The sequence below is a fragment of the Streptomyces sp. NBC_01335 genome, assembly GCF_035953295.1.
Taxonomy (GTDB): Bacteria; Actinomycetota; Actinomycetes; order Streptomycetales; family Streptomycetaceae; genus Streptomyces.
The window spans coordinates 6,080,625-6,097,712 of the sequence record NZ_CP108370.1 but is presented as its reverse complement, the minus strand read 5'-3'; the positions used below and the strand labels follow the sequence as shown (position 1 = coordinate 6,097,712).

General features: G+C 70.7%; 12 protein-coding genes. 4 read left to right on the top strand and 8 right to left on the bottom strand.

What is annotated here, in order from left to right; genetic code table 11:
- The first annotated feature begins 410 nt into the window (after positions 1-410).
- Positions 411-1,925 (top strand): serine/threonine-protein kinase, encoded by a 1,515-nt coding sequence (locus tag OG599_RS26285; protein WP_327178424.1) that lies wholly within the window; start codon positions 411-413, stop codon positions 1,923-1,925.
- 74 nt (positions 1,926-1,999) lie between these two features.
- Here OG599_RS26285 and OG599_RS26280 read toward each other — a convergent pair whose 3' ends face one another.
- The 3 genes from OG599_RS26280 to OG599_RS26270 form a co-directional block, all read right to left on the bottom strand.
- Entirely contained in the window at positions 2,000-4,039 is a 2,040-nt protein-coding gene (locus OG599_RS26280; RefSeq protein ID WP_327178423.1) for an N-6 DNA methylase, read from the bottom strand.
- Positions 4,040-4,680: 641 nt separating this feature from the next.
- Positions 4,681-6,009, bottom strand: coding sequence for a class I SAM-dependent RNA methyltransferase (locus OG599_RS26275; RefSeq protein WP_327178422.1), 1,329 nt, complete (start codon positions 6,007-6,009; stop codon positions 4,681-4,683).
- A gap of 212 nt (positions 6,010-6,221) precedes the next feature.
- Positions 6,222-8,270 carry an APC family permease gene (locus OG599_RS26270; RefSeq protein WP_327178421.1) on the bottom strand — a complete coding sequence of 683 codons (2,049 nt, stop codon included), beginning with the start codon at positions 8,268-8,270 and terminating at the stop codon, positions 6,222-6,224.
- A gap of 491 nt (positions 8,271-8,761) precedes the next feature.
- Between OG599_RS26270 and OG599_RS26265 the strand changes: the two genes are divergently transcribed.
- Complete coding sequence (locus OG599_RS26265; protein ID WP_327178420.1) at positions 8,762-9,430, top strand: potassium channel family protein; 669 nt, start codon at positions 8,762-8,764, stop codon at positions 9,428-9,430.
- Positions 9,430-10,110, top strand: a complete 681-nt coding sequence (locus OG599_RS26260) for a potassium channel family protein (RefSeq protein ID WP_327178419.1) — start codon at positions 9,430-9,432, stop codon at positions 10,108-10,110. The genes OG599_RS26265 and OG599_RS26260 overlap by 1 nt, the downstream gene beginning before the upstream one ends.
- A 122-nt stretch (positions 10,111-10,232) precedes the next feature.
- Here the strand turns inward: OG599_RS26260 and OG599_RS26255 are convergent, their stop codons facing one another.
- The gene (locus OG599_RS26255; protein ID WP_327178418.1) at positions 10,233-11,300 is read right to left on the bottom strand and encodes a LacI family DNA-binding transcriptional regulator; all 1,068 of its coding nucleotides are present in this window, start codon (positions 11,298-11,300) and stop codon (positions 10,233-10,235) included.
- A gap of 106 nt (positions 11,301-11,406) precedes the next feature.
- Between OG599_RS26255 and OG599_RS26250 the strand changes: the two genes are divergently transcribed.
- Positions 11,407-12,258: a phytanoyl-CoA dioxygenase family protein gene (locus OG599_RS26250; protein ID WP_327178417.1), complete on the top strand. Its 852-nt coding sequence runs from the start codon at positions 11,407-11,409 to the stop codon at positions 12,256-12,258.
- A gap of 74 nt (positions 12,259-12,332) precedes the next feature.
- On the opposite strand, the gene OG599_RS26245 is transcribed toward OG599_RS26250, so the two are convergent.
- The 4 genes from OG599_RS26245 to OG599_RS26230 all read right to left on the bottom strand — a co-directional run bounded on the left by OG599_RS26245 (position 12,333) and on the right by OG599_RS26230 (position 17,058).
- A complete protein-coding gene (locus OG599_RS26245) occupies positions 12,333-13,139 on the bottom strand; it encodes a DUF3159 domain-containing protein (RefSeq protein ID WP_327178416.1) in 807 nt (268 codons plus the stop codon).
- Positions 13,140-13,142: 3 nt separating this feature from the next.
- Positions 13,143-13,493, bottom strand: coding sequence for an OB-fold nucleic acid binding domain-containing protein (locus tag OG599_RS26240; protein ID WP_389297316.1), 351 nt, complete (start codon positions 13,491-13,493; stop codon positions 13,143-13,145).
- A 162-nt stretch (positions 13,494-13,655) separates the two neighbouring features.
- On the bottom strand, positions 13,656-14,348 hold the full coding sequence (locus OG599_RS26235; RefSeq protein WP_327178415.1) for a response regulator: 693 nt from the start codon (positions 14,346-14,348) through the stop codon (positions 13,656-13,658).
- A gap of 166 nt (positions 14,349-14,514) precedes the next feature.
- Positions 14,515-17,058 (bottom strand): sensor histidine kinase KdpD, encoded by a 2,544-nt coding sequence (locus tag OG599_RS26230; RefSeq protein ID WP_327178414.1) that lies wholly within the window; start codon positions 17,056-17,058, stop codon positions 14,515-14,517.
- Positions 17,059-17,088 lie beyond the last annotated feature (30 nt).

The window sequence follows — 17,088 nt, the reverse complement described above, 5'->3', positions numbered from 1 at the left end:
TAGATCCAGCGCCGCGAAGAGGGGGCCGGCTCCGAAATCCTCCAAGCGCACAGGCTGTTCACCCTTGGGGAGTGCGGGCGGCGTGCCAGCGGGGTCCGGGACGTGCGCGCTGAGCAACGGCCTTACCGCGGTACGCAGATGGGACGGGCAGGCGTGGGGATCAGTCCGGGCATGAGTGGAGCTGACCTTCACCAGCCAGCTCTCACCGGTGGTCCCGAGCGGATTCTCCATGATTCCCCCTGATCAGCGCCGGCTCGGACGGGGTGAACCGAGAAACACGGGCCACCGAAGCACCTGAACAGCATGACACACCCTGTGAACTAAGTCGTTACGCAACATCATCCACATTCGACTCACGGTACGCTACGCCTTCAGGCAAGCAGCGGGTCGATGACGGAGGGGCGCTGAGGGTGGAAGCAGGCTGGGAGGACGTACAAGCAGGGGAGTTGATCGACAGCCGCTACGAACTGGCCGATCCGGCCGGCAAGGGAGGGATGGCGCAGATCTGGCGGGCCCACGACCGGAAGACCGGCCGACAGGTCGCCGTGAAGTTCCTGCGACTGGACACCGAGGATCTCCGTCAGCTCGACACCCAGGAGCAGGAGAGAGAACTCGAACATCTGCGCCTCAGGTTCATTCGTGAGGCGGGCCTCCTCGCTTACCTGCGGCACCGCAACATTCCCGAGCATTACGCCTTCGGAACGCACGGCGGGGTCCCCTACCTGGTCATGTCTCACGTGGTGGGAATCAATCTGCGCAAGTTCCTGCAGCGGTACAGACCGTTGACGCCCGTCGTCGCCGTATCCGCCGCGGCCCAGATCGCCGCCGCCTTCGCCCACGCCCATAGCCGCGGTGTGGTGCACCGGGACCTGAAGCCCGACAACGCGATGATCTCCGAGCAGGGCGTGGGGTTCCTCATCGATTTCGGCATCGGCAAGCGCCTCGGAATCGAGTCCACCCTTACCCAGCCGGGTTCCACCCTCGGCACACCGGGCTACCAGGCACCGGAACAGATCCAGGGAGAGGAGGCCACCGCCGCCACGGATGTGTACTCGTTCTGCTGCGTACTCTACGAACTTCTCACCGGTAGGCCCCCGTTCGTCGCCAATGAACGCGACGGATCGGTCGAACGCCAGCATCTGCGCACGGTGCCGCTGCGACCGAGCGACCTCGCGGCCGGGATCGACGACGCCTTGGACGAGATCGTGCTGCGAGGGCTCGCCAAAGAACCGCAGAAGCGCCCGCCCATGCAGGAGATCCTCAACGGTCTACTCGCGTTCACCCCCCGGCCCGGCGACCCCGAGCCCCGGCCGTGGATTCCCCACGACCCCACGCGCCCTTTCCGGTTTCCCGACGAGAACGCTGCTGCGGACGACTCACCCGAGCAGGATCCGGCGGTCGGGGAACCCGGTGATGACGAGGACGGGGGGTGGCTGGACCCGGATGCGATCGAACTCCTCTGCTCGGCGGCCGAACGGGAGTTGGAGGAGGGTGAGCCCGGGGACGCGGTGAGTGAACTCGCCGGGCTCGCGCCTCGCGTTCGCGAGGAGTGGGGACGCCGGCCCCTGGTCCGGCAGGTATGGGAACTGACCGCCGGAGGGCTCTGGCTCCTGGGGGACTTCGTCGCCGCCGCCCGGCTCTACGAGAACATCGCGAACGACCTGGTGCGCGGGAACAACCCCCGGGAGCGAGCCGACCGCGCGGTGTTCGGGCTGCGTGCCGCTCGGTGTCGCCTGGAGTCCGACGGCGACACCGAGGCGGCGATCGACGTGGTCACCGAGGCCGGTTACACGGCGGCGGCGCTGCCCGAACCGTACGCCGTGCAGGTGGAGACGGAGCGCCGCGAGGCGGCCGACCGTGTCTCCGAACTGCTCGCCGCACGGGACGGTGGACTGGATTCCGGGGTGACGCCCGGACGGGAGTGACGTCACAGGACCCGCCGGAGCGCCCGGCACCGTCCGACGCTCCCCGGCAGGCACCTTGCCTCCCAGGGCCTGGTCTATTTCCCGTACACCAGGCGTCCCGCGGCGAGTTCGTCGCCGAGGTCCCGCCCCAGCTCCTTGGCGACGAACCCCAACCGTTCGGCCAGCCGCTCGAAGGCGGCCAGCCGCCGAAACGCTTCGCTGTACCGCCGCTGCTCCGGCAGGGCGAGTCTGCGCACCTGGAGTCGGCGCATATCGATCCGGGAGGAGCTCGACGTATGGGTACCGGCGTGACGGGCGTTGGCCGACGCCTTGAGCGAACCCGCAAGGAACCAGCGGTCGAGTACCTCCGGGTCGACTCGGAGTGCGTGGATCTGCGGGCCCACCGCCATGGGCGGGCCTTCGTGGACCCAGGCCGAGAACTCCCTGGAGACACCGACGACCACCACGTCCCCGGGCTCCACGACGACGGCGTCGTCGGGGTGTGCCCATCCGCCGGGCGATCCGTCCAGCAGCAGATCGGAGAGGGTCAGCAGCGGGATCCTCCCGTGCCGGGGCTCCAGCGTGGCCGCTTCGTCCGGATGGCGGCCCGATCGGAGGGTGAGCGCCCCGGCCCGGGCGAGTTCACCGACGGTTGCGTACGGCTGATCCGCCGCGCCGCTGCTGAGATCGATGGCGGCCAGGTGGGCGCTTTCGGTCCGGAGAGCGTCGAGTAGTTCGCCGACCTCGGTCCACGAGTCCGCGAGCCGGGGCCCGGCAGTTCCCGAGGCCGTCGTGATGTGGCGGCCGGGAGTGAGGTCCACCTCGTCATCGAGTAGGTCGATGACGGGGACAACCGCGGCCCACTCGGTCACGTCGGAGCCCCCACCCGCGGTTCCGCCCTTCGCCTCGCCGGTCGCGCCAAAGACGACGGACCTGATGAAAGCGCCGAGTTCACCCCATTCGGGACCGTTCTCCCGGGCCATGGACCGGGGAAACCGCGCGGCCGCGTCGACGAGCAGGAGCTCCCCCGGACCTGGCGGGTTTTCCCCCGCAGCAGGCCTACGCAGTACCCACAAGTGCAGCGAGAGACTGTGCGGTGCCGCGGATCCGGGCGGGAGCGCCACCACGGCCCGCAGAGCACCCGTGCGCAGCAGCGATCCGCGGATTCTCCGGCCGGCCTTGCGCGCGGCGACGGTCGGCGGCAGCAGGAGGACCGCGCTGCCGCCGGGGCGGAGCCGGGCGAGACAGTGCTGAACCCAGGCGAGCTCGGGTTCGGTGCGGGGCGGCATTCCGTGTGCCCACCGGGCGTCCGTGGCGAGGTCTTCGTACCCCCAGTCTCGTTCGTTGGAGGGCGGGTTGCACAGCACCATGTCCGCCCGTGTGCCGATGAGCGGATCAGCGCGGAGGGAATCCCCCGGCGCGACCACGGCATCGGGCGCCGGTGCCCCGGGGCGAGGCAACAGTGCGAGCCGCACATCGGTAAGAGCGGTGAGCACTGGATCGCGATCGCATCCGAGAAGCGCGGCCGGCCGGTTCAGGGCGGCGGGGACGGCCGTCGCGGCGGCGGCCAGCAGATGACCCACCCCGCACGCGGGGTCGAGCACCGTGACAGGGGCCTGCCCGTACTCGTCGGCGGCAGACTCGCGTTCCCGCAAGGCGATATCGGCCATGAGGTCAGCCAGCGGCTCGGGGGTGACGGTGATCTGGCGTACGTGCGTATCCAGCCAGCGGCGCAGCAGAAACGTGAGGACGTCGGACGAGCCCTCGCGCCGCCCCAGCTCCACAGCGGCCCTTACGGGGCCAGAGCGGGCGTCGTCCGCCCAGCCGCCGTCGCTCTTCTCTCCGGCCAGCAACCGCCCTGCGACGGCGATGGCGAGCCCGGTCTCGTCACGGTCACCCAGGGCCTCGAATCGGGGCCAGAGCCATTCGCGGCTAGAGGCCTTCCCCAGTTTCTTGTTCTCCCTGAGCCATTTCTCGATGTCCGTCAGAGAAAAGTGGGGGCTCACATCGGTGCCGCCGATCCGTGGCGGAAAAGTGTCGTAGCGGCGGCGCCAGTTGCTGACGGCGGCCCGCCCCACTCCCGCGAGCCGGGCGATCTCGGCCAGGGTCACCGGTACGGCGGGGGGCGAGGTCATCACTTCTCCAGAGGCGTCGGCCGAGCGGAACCCGGAGTGTCGGCTTGCGGGAGCACTTGAGCGGGTACCCCTCGCAGCCTTCCCGCTCCCGGGAGCCGGGAGTCAGGCTAACGCATGTTGACTTGGTTCACAGGATTTCCACACGCAAATCCGCGCGGGTGTCCGGTGGACCGCCACCCCGGACGCACGGGGCTCCGCCAGCCGCGAGGAAAACGCCTGGGCCCTTGCGCAGCGTCCGCGAGGGTACGGGTCTGAAGGCCGCTACCGACCCCTCGCACATCCGGCAGAGCGCCATGGGACGGGTCCGGATCTGTGTCCGCGCCGACGGTGCCGATCCTTCCGCGGAGCGTTGCCAGAGCGGAGAGCGGGAGCGCTTCCGGCCGCAGGGTGAGCGCCGCCGCACGGGACAACGCGGATGCGCCCACCGCCCCTGGCGGGGCGGCCGTCACCCGTGAACTCCGTCGGTCGGCCACGCAACGGGTCCGGGGCACAACTCTCGTCAGCCCTCGGTGCTCGTCACCTCGATCGGTCCGATCTGCCCGACAAGACATCTGGCATCCCACCCGGCTCGGCGCCGCCTGAGCGTCACGGGACCGCCCGCGACGCCCACGCCGCACCTGTCGTACACCGATAGACCCATGTCAGTCGCCCTTCTTCACCGGCTCCAGGATCGCCACGCACTCCACGTGGTGCGTCATCGGAAAGAGGTCGAACGCCCGCAGCGTCCGCACCTTGTAGCCGCCGTCCCGGAAGTACGCGATGTCCCGCGCCAGCGCCGCCGGGTCGCACGCGACGTAGGCGATCTTGCGGGCGCCCAGCCCCGAGAGGTGCTTGACGACCTGCTTGCCGGCGCCGGCGCGGGGCGGGTCGAGGACGATGAGGTCGCACTCGGTGATGCCGGTGCGGGGCAGGATCTGGTCGACCTTGCCGTGCTCGATGCGGACCCGGTCGAGGTCCTTCAGGTTGTGGCGGGCGTCCTCGACGGCGCGCTTGCCGGACTCGATGCCGAGGACCGCGCCCTTCTCGCCGATGCGCTGGCCGATGGCGCCGGCGAAGAGGCCGACGCCGCAGTAGAGGTCGAGGGCCGTGTCGTTCTTGCGGGGCAGCAGGCCCTGCATGACGGCGCGGACCAGGGTGTTGGCGGCCTGCGGGTGGACCTGCCAGAAGCCGCCGGAGCCGACGCGGTAGGTGCGGTCGTCGGCGACCTCGCGGACGAAGGCGCGGCCGTGGACGCGGTGCACACCGCCGTCGTGCTCCTCGACGCGCAGGACGGAGACGGGCTTGTCGAGCTCGACCAGGGGCAGCCGGCCGCCGGGCTTCGGGGTGAGGACGACCTGGCGGTCGTGGGAGCCGGTGGCGGAGATCGCCTCGACGCCGGCCAGCGTGGGCCAGGAGCGCTTCTCGACGCCCAGCTCGGTGACGCCGGGGGCGGCGATCATGCAGTGGTCGATCGGCTGGACGTCGTGGGAGCGGTGCTTGCGCAGTCCCGCACGGCCCTCGTCGTCGATGGCGTACTGGACGCGGGTGCGCCAGGCGGGCACCTCACCGGCGGGGAGCTTGTCGCCCTCGGCGGGCATGACGGTGCCGTCCCAGCCGGCCTCTTCCGGGGTGAGGCCGGCGAGGCGCTGGAGCTGCTCGGCGATGACCTCGCCCTTGAGCCGGCGCTGGGCGCCCGGCTTGGCGTGCTGCCAGTCGCAGCCGCCGCACATGCCGGGGCCGGCGTAGGGGCACGGGGCCGGGACGCGGTCCTTCGAGGGCTCGATGACGGTGACGGCGTCGGCGCGCAGGAAGCGGGAGTCGGTGTCGCCGTCCGTGACACGGGCGATGATCTTCTCGCCGGGGAGCGTGTGGCGTACGAAGAGCACCCGGCCCCCGTCGGTCCGGGCGATGCAGTGGCCTCCGTGCGCGACGGGGCCGACCTCGACCTCGTACTCCTCCCCGACCAGCGACAACGTGGATTCGTTCGGCATGAGGGGGGACTCCAGAGATCGGGGACGTACAGAGGAACGGCAGTCGCGGGCGGCACTCCGCGGCGGAAGCCGAGCGGGGATCCGGCCCCTACGCACGCGGCCGGACAACAGCCCACCAGTCTACGTGGGAGTCGTCCGGCCGTTCACCACGCCACGGAGGGGCCGGGCCGGGAGAAGAACGGCCGGAGGGCCGCCCCGCTGCCCCGCCCCCCTCAGGGCTTCTTCGCCTGCTCCTTGGGCCGCCGCTCGACCGGTCCGCGCCGGACGGAGCCCGGGGCGGTCCACTCGGCGCGCCTGCGGGCGCGCTTCTTCGCGACCTCGGAGGACTCCAGCTGGTACGGCACGGAGGTGACCATGACGCCGGGGGTGAAGAGCAGCCGCCCCTTCAGCCGGAGCGCGCTCTGATTGTGGAGCAGGTGCTCGTACCAGTGCCCGACGACGTACTCGGGGATGTACACGCTCACCACGTCGCGCGGGCTCTCCCGGCGCAGTCCCTTGACGTACTCGATGACCGGGCGGGTCACCTCGCGGTACGGGGAGTCGAGGATCTTGAGCGGGACGTTGATGCCGCGCCGTTCCCAGTCCTCGCGCAGCGCCTTCGTCTCCTGCGGGTCGACGCTGATGGAGAGCGCCTCCAGGTGGTCCGTGCGGATCAGCTTGGCGTAGGCGAGGGCGCGCAGGGTGGGGCGGTGGAGCTTGGAGACCAGGACGATCGCGTGGACGCGCGAGGGCCGGACGGTCTCGTCGGACGGGGTCTCGTCGGCGGCGATCTCGCGGGCGACGCGGTCGTAGTGCTTACGGATCGCGGTCATCGTTCCGTAGAAGATCACCATGCCGAGCAGGGCGACCCAGGCACCGTGGGTGAACTTGGTGGCGAGGACGACGACCAGCACCAGGCCGGTGAAGAAGGCGCCGAAGGTGTTGATGGCCCGCGAGCGGATCATGCGGCGGCGGGTGTTCGGGTCCTTCTCGGTGCGCAGGTGCCGGTTCCAGTGCCGGACCATGCCCGTCTGGCTGAGGGTGAAGGAGACGAAGACGCCGACGATGTAGAGCTGGATCAGGCGGGTGGAGTCCGCGCCGTAGATCCAGACCAGCAGGATGGCCGCACCGGCCAGCAGCACGATGCCGTTGGAGAAGGCGAGGCGGTCGCCGCGGGTGTGCAGCTGGCGCGGCAGGTAGCGGTCCTGGGCGAGGATCGAGCCGAGCAGCGGGAAGCCGTTGTACGCGGTGTTCGCCGCGAGGAAGAGCACCAGCGCGGTGGCCGCGGCGAGGACGACGAAGAGGAAGGAGCCGTCGCCGAAGACGGCTGCGGCGACCTGGGAGATCACCGGGTCCTGGACGAAGCTGGAGCCGACCGAGGAACCGTTGTGGAACAGGTCCTTCGCCGGGTTCTCGGCCATCTTGACGTCGGTGACCATGGCCAGCGCGATGATGCCGCAGAACATGGTGACGGCCAGCAGGCCCATCATCAGGAGGGTGGTCGCGGCGTTCTTGCTCTTCGGCTTGCGGAAGGCGGGTACGCCGTTGCTGATCGCCTCGACACCGGTGAGCGCGGCACATCCGGAGGAGAAGGCGCGCAGCAGCAGGAAGACCAGCGCGAAACCGGCCAGTCCCCCGTGTTCGGGCTTGATCGTGAAGTCGGCGGTCGGCGCGTGCATGGAGTCACCGAGGACCAGCCCGCGGAAGGCGCCCCAGAGGATCATGATGAAGACGCCGACGACGAAGAGGTACGTCGGGATGGCGAAGAGCTTCCCCGACTCCTTCACGCCGCGCAGGTTCATCAGGGTCAGCAGCACGATCGCGGCGATCGCGCAGAGCGTCTTGTGCTCCACCACGAAGGGGATCGCGGAGCCGAGGTTCTCGACGCCGGAGGCGATCGACACGGCGACGGTGAGGACGTAGTCGACGAGCAGCGCACTGGCGACGGTGAGTCCGGCCTTCGGGCCGAGGTTGGTGGTGGCGACCTCGTAGTCGCCGCCGCCGCTCGGGTAGGCGTGGACGTTCTGCCGGTACGAGGCGACGACCGTGAACATCAGGACCACGACGGCGACCGCGATCCACGGGCTGAAGTGGTACGCCGACACGCCCGCGATGGAGAGCACCAGGAGAACTTCTCCCGGGGCGTACGCCACCGAGGACAGCGGGTCGGATGCGAAGACGGGGAGGGCGATGCGCTTGGGGAGGAGCGTTTCTCCCAGCTTGTCGCTGCGCAGAGCCCGTCCGATCAAGATCCGCTTGGGCACGTCGGTCAGTTTGGACACGCAGAGGATCGTAAGCGTTGCCCGGAGGCCCGTCGTCCCCCGTTACCGCGTGGCACCCCATTCTCCTGCGATCAGCGGAAAAGTTCGCAAAATCCTTAACGAAATCCTTGCGCTTTCTCCAGTCGATGTGACGCATCGCGTCCACTTCACCGCGCTCGGTCACTCATTCGTGCCGGTTCCGCGCGTCTCCGCCGGGTTTTTCGCCCTCGCGCCGCGCTCCGGGCCCGTTCCGCCCGCCCGCCACCCCTCTCTTTACTCCGCCTTTACTTCCGCTTTCGCTCGTCTTGCACCGGCGCGCGCTCCGCCTTTGCCGCGGCGCCCGGCCGAACGCACACTCGGGTGAGGCGGGCAGGGGGATGCCGCTTAAGCTCATCTCCGGGCAACGACGGACGTGGTTGCCCCGTTTCTTTGCCCGGTAAGCCGAGAGAGAGTTGTGAGCACAGTGTTTTCGCAGGTCAGCCGGACGACCAGGACTGCGAGGTAGGCACAGGGTGCATATCGTCATCATGGGCTGCGGGCGAGTCGGAGCCGCTCTCGCGCAGACCCTGGAACAGCAGGGGCACACGGTCGCCGTGATCGATCAGGACCCCACGGCGTTCCGACGCCTCGGTTCCGGGTTCGGTGGCCGCCGTGTCACCGGAGTCGGCTTCGACCAGGACACCCTCCGCGAGGCGGGTATCGAGGAAGCCGGCGCCTTCGCCGCCGTCAGCAGTGGCGACAACTCGAACATCATCGCCGCCCGGGTGGCCCGCGAGATGTTCAGCATCGAGAACGTCGCGGCCCGCATCTACGATCCCCGCCGCGCGGAGGTCTACCAGCGTCTCGGCATTCCCACCGTGGCCACGGTCCGCTGGACTGCGGACCAGATGCTGCGGCGGCTGCTGCCGTCCGGCGCCGAGCCGCTGTGGCGCGACCCGAGCGGCGGTGTGCAGCTCGCGGAGGTGCACACCTCGGCGGCGTGGATCGGTCACAAGATCAGCACGCTCCAGGAGGAGACGGGGGTGCGTGTGGCTTTCCTCACCCGACTGGGTGAAGCGATCCTGCCCTCGTCCCAGACGGTGCTGCAGGAGGGTGACCTGGTCCACGTGATGATGCGTACGGACGAGGTCGCGAAGGTCGAGGCGGCCTTCGCCGAGGGCCCCGAGGAAGGCGGTCACTGATGCGCGTGGCGATTGCCGGCGCCGGCGCGGTGGGCCGTTCCATCGCGGCCGAGCTGCTGGAGAACGGGCACGAGGTCCTGCTCGTCGACAAGGCCCCCACCGCCATCTCGGTGGAGCGGGTCCCCATGGCCGAGTGGCTCCTCGCGGACGCCTGCGAGATCACCTCGCTGGACGAGGCTGCGCTCCAGCGCTGCAACGTCGTGATCGCGGCGACCGGTGACGACAAGGTCAACCTGGTCGTCTCGCTGCTCGCGAAGACCGAGTACGGGGTGCCGAGGGTCGTGGCCCGCGTCAACAACCCCAAGAACGAGTGGCTCTTCAACGAGTCCTGGGGCGTCGACGTCGCGGTCTCCACGCCCCGTCTGATGTCGGCGCTGGTGGAAGAGGCGGTGAGCGTCGGCGACCTGGTCCGGCTGCTGCGCTTCAGCCACGGCGACGCCAACCTGGTCGAGCTGACCCTGCCCCCGGAGTCGGCCGTGGCCGGCACGCAGGTGGGCGCGGTGGAGTGGCCCGAGGACACCTCCCTGGTCACCATCATCCGGGGTACGCGGGTGCTGACCCCGAGCCCCGAGGAGACGCTGGAGGCCGGTGACGAGCTGCTGTTCGTGGCCGCGCAGGCCCGCGAGGAGCAGCTCGAAGACCTGCTGTCGGTACGCCGAGGGGTAGCGGCGGAGGACTGAGCCGCGGGCCGGGAGGCGGAGGCCCGAAACACCGCCTGAGGGCCGGGACCGAGTGGTACGCACTCGGTCTCGGCCCTTTTCCGTGCCGAAGGCGCCAGGCTCAGGGGGCGTACGGTCTCCCGTCAGCGTGCGTGCGCCCCGGGGCCGCCGGTGCTGCCGCGGACGACGAGCCGGTGCGGGATCGTCAGGTCGGAGGCGGGCAGCTCGTTGCGGGGGCTGTAGACGCGGTCGGCGAGGCACTGCAGGGCCCGCGCGGCGATCTGGCGCTTGTCGGGCGAGACCGTGGTGAGGCCCGGGTGGCTGAACCGGCCGTCCTCGATGTCGTCGAACCCGACGATCGCCAGGTCCTCCGGGACCCGTACGCCCCGCGCGTGCGCCGTGTGCAAGGCGCCCAGGGCCAGCTCGTCACTGAACGCGAACACCGCGTCGGGGACCTCATCGCCAGAGCCCCAGCCGGTACCACCGCCCGCGCCCCCGCCCCCGTCGAGCAGCTCCGCCATGGCCCGGGCCCCGTCGCTCCGGTGCAGCGCGGTCACGGAGCGCTCCCACGCGGGGCGGGGCTCGATACCGGCCCGCCGCAGTGCCCTGCGGTATCCCGCCGCCCGCTGCTCGGCCGTACCGTTCTCCAGATGCGGCTGGAGGCCGATGGCGGCGACGCGGCGGCGGCCGCGCTCCAGCAGATGGGTGGTGGCCTCGTCGGCGGCGGCGACGTTGTCGACCGCCACCCGGTCCGCCAGTCCCCCGGGGCTCCGCTCGCCGAGCAGCACGACCGGCAGGGCGCGAGCGGTGGCCGTGAGGTCCCGGGCTTCCAGCGCCCAGGGGCTGATGACGAGTCCGTCCATCACCCGGCCCCCGTCCCCGGTCAGCAGCCGCCGCTCCGCCTCGGCGTCGCCCAGGGTCTGGTCGATGATCACGGTCCACGACCGGCGTTGCGCCTCCTCCACCAGCAGGCCGGCGAGTTCGGCGAAGTAGGGCGAGTGCAGCTCCGGGATGGCGAGGCCGATGATGCCCGTACGGCCGGCGCGCAGGCTGCGCGCCGCGAGGTTGGGCCGGTATCCCAGCTCGTCGATGGCCTGCTGCACCCGCAGGCGGGTCTGCTCCGCGACCGGCGCGGAGCCGTTGACCACGTTCGACACCGTGCGCGGGGAGACCCCGGCGCGGAGGGCCACGTCCTTCAGGCTGCTGCTCACCCCGACATCGTGGCACATCCGCACCCCTGTTGCCACGTTGCAATCAACGATGTAAAACTGCCGGACAGTCCACCGGCACATCCCGTACGACCCCCAGGAGGCACTCATGACCCGGCACGCCCACCCCCGCACCGCGACGGCCGGCCTCGACGTCGACGTGTCGCGGGACGTGGAGGCCCTGTACACGGACGGCATCACCGCGAGGAAGGGAGCGTTCACCCCGGAGTGGACCGACCGGCTCCGCGAGGACATCGAAGTGGCCTTCGAAGAGGCGCGCGGGCGGCCCGGCGGCGCGGTCGGACGCGGCCCGCACCGCTACTACGTGGAGATCCACCCCGAGCAGCTGCGCGGCTTCGTGGACCTCGTCGACCACCCGTGGGTGCGGTCCGTGTGCGAGGCCGTGCTCGGCCCCGACTACCGGATCGTCGAGCTGGGCTTCGACGTACCGATGGAAGGCGCGGTCAACCAGCCGTGGCACCGGGACTTCCCCATGCCCGAGGAGACCCGCGCCGAGCGGCGGCTGACCTCCCTCGCCTTCAACGTGACGGCCGTCGACACCGAGGAGGACATGGGCCCCTTCGAGATAGCCCCGGGCACCCAGTGGGACGACAGCCCGGAGTTCGGCCACGGCATGTTCCCGCCCCGGCCGCACTACCCGCGCTACGAGGAACGAGCCGTCCGCAAGTACCCCGAGCGCGGCGACATCTCGGCCCGCAGTGCGCTGACCGTCCACCGCGGCACCACGAACCACTCGGCGAAACCGCGCCCCGTGCTGGTCCTCGGGGTCGACGGCCCGGAGGCCACGAACGGCGAGCGGCACGACACCGCCGCGACCCGTCCGTACTGGGAGAGCCTGCCCGAGCGGGTCCGGCGCCACCTCGACTGCGCGGTCGTCGACGTGCTGGTGCCGGTGACCCAGAAGCACACCATCGAGGGCCTGGTCATGGGCGACGCCTGAGCGGTCCCGGAACGCCGACGGCGGCAGGCACGTCAGGTGCCTGCCGCCGTCGGTGGGTCCGAGGACCGGGTCCGTCAGACGTCGTGGTTCCGCGCCGCCGCGGTCTCCGAGCTCCGGGCCTTCTCGGCCTCCGCCTCGCGTTCCGCCGCCCGCTCCGCCTCGCGGTCCTTCTCCGCCTGCTCGGCGGCCTCCATCTCGGCGAAGACGTCGATCGGGGCCGGCGCCTTGGCCAGGAAGACCCAGGTGAGGTACACCGCGAGCAGGAACGGCGGGATCTTCAGTCCGATCAGCACCCAGCCGAGCTGCGTGGTGTCGGCCCACCAGTAGAGCGGGAAGAGGATCGCGCACTTGGCGAGCAGGATGAGGCCCCAGGCGTAGCTGGCCTTGGCGTAGGCGCGCTTGCGGCCGGGGTTCCTGGTCCGCCAGGAGAGGTTCTCCTTGAAGACCGGGCCGAGGATCAGCCCGATCAGCGGGACGCCCGCCAGGGTGGTGATCAGGTAGGCCAGCGCCAGGCCGAGCGTGTAGAGCATGCCCGGGAGGTAGAAGTCCTTGGCGTTGCCCGTGATCATCGCGAAGACCACACCGAAGGCCACGCCGAAGACGCCGCTGAAGGCGTGCTTGACGGTGTCCTTGCGGACCAGCCGGACGACGACCAGCAGCAGCGAGACCGCCAGGGCTGCGATGGCCGAGACGTGCAGGTTCTTGTTGACGGTGAAGATGGTGACGAAGAGCAGTCCGGGCAGGACGGTCTCCACCATCCCCCGGACCCCGCCGAACGCCTCGAAGAGGGCGGCCTCGGTGACCGCCCTGTTCGCCGCGTCCTGCTGATCCGTGTCCGGGGTACGGTCCCCGTCGTGCGTCGGCTTGTCGTCAGACGTCACCGGCTACTCCTTGCCCAGCGGTCGCAATTCGTATGTGGGGTTGAACAGCACCCGGCGCCCGTGGCTCATGGCGACGCGGCCCGAGACGATGAGCCGGCGGCCGGGCTCGATGCCGACGATGGAGCGGCGGCCGAGCCAGACCACGTCCAGCGGCGCTGTGCCGTCGAAGAGCTCCGCCTCCAGGGCGGGCACTCCGGCGCGCGGTCGCAGGGTGACGGTCCGCAACGTACCAGCCACCTTGACGATCTGGCGGTCCGAGCATTCGGAGATGCGGGTGCACCCCGACGCGTGCGCGTCCTCCCGGAGCTCCTCGGACTCCAGGTCCTCCTGGGAGCTGGAGAGGCGGTCGAGCATGCGCCGGAAGCGTCCGGTGGACCGCTCCGCCTTCCCGGCCTTGTCGAATCGAGGAACAGCACTCATACCCGAAGAGTACCGGTCCCGCGAGCTACTCGCGGGCCCCTGAAAAGTCACTCGAACGAGTGCATGACCTTGGGGGTACGGCCGCGTACGACGGGCTCAGCCGCGCTCGAAGCGGTAGCCCATGCCCGGCTCGGTGACGAAGTGCCGGGGGTGCGAGGGGTCCGCCTCCAGCTTTCGCCGGAGCTGGGCCATGTAGACCCGCAGGTAGTTGGTCTCGGTGCCGTAGGAGGGGCCCCAGACCTCCTGGAGGAGCTGCTTCTGGCTGACGAGGCGGCCGCTGTTGCGGACGAGGACTTCCAGCAGGTGCCACTCGGTGGGGGTGAGGCGGACGTCACGGCCGTCGCGGTGGACCTTCTTGGCCGCCAGGTCGACGGTGAAGCCCTCGGTCTCGACGATCACCACGTCGTCGGCGCCGTCCTGGCCGACCGGCTCGGCCCGGCGGACCGAGGCCCGCAGCCGGGCCAGCAGCTCGTCCATGCCGAAGGGCTTGGTCACGTAGTCGTCGGCGCCCGCGTCCAGCGCCTCCACCTTCTCGTCCGAGGTGTGCCGGGCGGAGAGAACCAGGATCGGCACCCGGGTCCAGCCCCGGAGCCCCTTGATGACCTCGACGCCGTCCATGTCGGGCAGGCCGAGGTCCAGCACCACCACGTCGGGGTGGCGGGCGGCCGCGAGCTGGAGGGCGGTGGCCCCGTCGGGCGCGGCGTCGACCTCGTACTTCCGCGCCTTCAGGTTGATCACGAGGGCGCGTACGATCTGCGGCTCGTCGTCGACCACAAGCACCCGGGTCATCGCGGTCCTGCCTTTCTGCTGCTGTAGGGAGAAGAGAGTCTGCTGCACGCGGATGTCGGGGGCGTGACGGACCCCTCAGCCGTCCCGCACGCCCCCGGAGCCGCGTACGTCCCCGGGGCCACGCGCACCCTGGGCGTCCCGCGTACCTCGGGATGTGCGGGAGGCGTCACGAGGTGACCTGCGGGGACAGGTCCTGGCTGGCGGGTACGTAGTCGGCCGCCGTCTTGAGGGTGAGCACCATGGTCATGCCGCCGCCGGGGGTGTCCTCGGCGTCGAGGGTGCCGCCCATCGACTCGGCGAATCCCCGGGCGACCGCGAGGCCGAGGCCGACCCCGGCGCCGCGCGGGGCGTCGCCGTACCGCTGGAAGGGCTCGAAGATCCGCCGCTTGGCCTCGTCGGGGACGCCGGGGCCCCGGTCGGAGACCCGGAGCTCGACGCGGTCGCCCAGTGTGCTGGCGGCCACGGTGACGGGTGTGCCGTCCGGACTGTACTTGACGGCGTTCTCGACGAGGTTGGCCACGGCGCGTTCCAGCAGGCCCGGGTCGACGGCGACCATCGGCAGGGTCTCCGGGATGTCGAGCTCGACGCTCCCCTCGGGTACGCCTCCGAGCGCCATCGGGACCACCTCGTCGAGGTCGATCTCCCGGATCAGCGGGGTGACGGTCCCGGTCTGGAGGCGCGACATGTCGAGGAGGTTGCCGACCAGGTGGTCCAGGCGGTCGGCGCCGTTCTCTATGCCTTCGAGGAGTTCGGCCTCGTCCTCCTCGGACCAGGCGACGTCGTCGGAGCGCAGAGAGCTGACGGCGGCCTTGATGGCGGCGAGCGGGGTACGCAGGTCGTGGCTGACGGCGGCCAGCAGGGCGGTCCGGATGCGGTTGCCCTCGGCGAGCCTGCGGGCCCTCTCTGCCTCGCCGACCAGGCGCTGGCGGTCGAGCACGACGGCCGCCTGGGCGGCGAACGCGCCGAGCACCCGGCGGTCCTCGGCGGGCAGGACCCGGCCGGAGAGGGCGAGCGCCATGTGGTCGCCGACCGGCATGTCCACGTCGGCGTCGTCGGGCCGGGTCACCGGGCTGGGCCCGACCGAACCGGCGCAGGTCCACGGTTCGACGTCGCTCTGCCGTTCCAGCAGGGCGACGGACTCCATGGCGAAGGTCTCGCGGACCCGCTCCAGCAGGGCGTCCAGCGTCGTCTCGCCGCGCAGCACGCTGCCGGCCAGGAAGGAGAGGATCTCCGACTCGGCGCGCAGCCGTGCGGCCTGGTGGGTCCGTCTCGCCGCCAGGTCCACCACGGAGGCGACCGACACCGCCACCGCGAAGAAGATCACGATGGCGACGATGTTCTCCGGGTCCTGCACGGTGAGGGTGTGGGTCGGTGGGGTGAACCAGTAGTTCAGCAGCAGGGACCCGGCGGCGGCGGAGGCGAGCGCCGGGAGCAGGCCGCCGAGCAGGGCGGCGGCCACGGTCAGGAAGAGGAAGAGCAGGACGTCGTTGGCGAGCCCGGGGCCGTCCTCCATGCTGCGCAGCAGTACGGAGAGGAGCGCGGGGCCGCCGACGCCGACGAGCCAGCCCCAGATGATCCGGGCGCGGCCGAGCCGGGCGCCCCGGGCGATGGGCAGCCCTCTGCCCTTGGCCACCTCGTCGTGGGTGACGATGTGGACGTCGAGGTCGGTCCCGGACTCGCGGGCGACGGTGGCGCCCACCCCGGGGCCGTAGATGTACTGCCAGGTCTTGCGGCGGCTGGAGCCGAGGACGATCTGGGTGGCGTTGACCCCGCGCGCGAAGGCGAGGAGGGCGGCGGGGATGTCGTCGCCGATGACGTGGTGGAAGGTGCCGCCGAGGTCCTCGACCAGGGTCCGCTGGACGGTGAGTTCCTTGGGCGAGGCCGAGGTGAGGCCGTCGCTGCGGGCGATGTAGACGGCGAGGATCTCGCTGCCGGAGCCCTTGGCGGCCATCCGGGAGGCACGGCGTATGAGGGTGCGGCCCTCGGGTCCGCCGGTGAGGCCCACGACGATGCGTTCGCGGGCCTGCCAGGTGGAGCTGATGTTGTGCTCGCCCCGGTACTGCTGGAGGTATTCGTCCACCCGGTCGGCGACCCAGAGCAGGGCCAGCTCGCGCAGGGCGGTGAGGTTGCCGGGGCGGAAGTAGTTGGAGAGGGCCGCGTCGAGCTTGTCGGGCTTGTAGATGTTGCCGTGGGCCATGCGGCGGCGCAGCGCCTGGGGCGACATGTCGACCAGTTCGATCTGGTCGGCACGGCGGACGACCTCGTCGGGGACGGTCTCGCGCTGCCGGACGCCGGTTATCGACTCGACCACGTCCCCGAGCGACTCCAGGTGCTGGATGTTGACGGTCGAGACGACGTCGATGCCGGCCTGGAGGAGTTCCTCGACGTCCTGCCAGCGCTTGGCGTTGCGGGCGCCGGGGACGTTGGTGTGGGCGAGTTCGTCCACGAGGGCGACCTGGGGGGCCCGTTCCAGTACGGCGTCCACGTCCATCTCGGTGAAGACCGCCGAGCGGTACTCGATCTCGCGGCGCCGGATCTGTTCGAGGCCGTGCAGCATCACCTCGGTACGGGGCCGGTCGTGGTGCTCGACGAAGGCGACGACGCAGTCGGTGCCCCGTTCGACGCGCCGGTGGGCCTCCGAGAGCATGGCGTAGGTCTTGCCGACGCCGGGTGCCGCCCCCAGGTAGATACGAAGCTTGCCGCGTGCCATGGCCCCATTGTCTTCTCTTGCGCGGGCTGC

What these genes read in the sequence shown, in the direction of transcription:
- OG599_RS26280 (WP_327178423.1), bottom strand. Translation starts at nt 4,039, where the DNA reads ATGACCTCGCCCCCCGCCGTACCGGTGACCCTGGCCGAGATCGCCCGG.
- OG599_RS26275 (WP_327178422.1), bottom strand. Translation starts at nt 6,009, where the DNA reads ATGCCGAACGAATCCACGTTGTCGCTGGTCGGGGAGGAGTACGAGGTC.
- OG599_RS26260 (WP_327178419.1), top strand. Translation starts at nt 9,430, where the DNA reads ATGCGCGTGGCGATTGCCGGCGCCGGCGCGGTGGGCCGTTCCATCGCG.
- OG599_RS26250 (WP_327178417.1), top strand. Translation starts at nt 11,407, where the DNA reads ATGACCCGGCACGCCCACCCCCGCACCGCGACGGCCGGCCTCGACGTC.
- OG599_RS26240 (WP_389297316.1), bottom strand. Translation starts at nt 13,493, where the DNA reads ATGCTCGACCGCCTCTCCAGCTCCCAGGAGGACCTGGAGTCCGAGGAG.
- OG599_RS26235 (WP_327178415.1), bottom strand. Translation starts at nt 14,348, where the DNA reads ATGACCCGGGTGCTTGTGGTCGACGACGAGCCGCAGATCGTACGCGCC.
- OG599_RS26230 (WP_327178414.1), bottom strand. Translation starts at nt 17,058, where the DNA reads ATGGCACGCGGCAAGCTTCGTATCTACCTGGGGGCGGCACCCGGCGTC.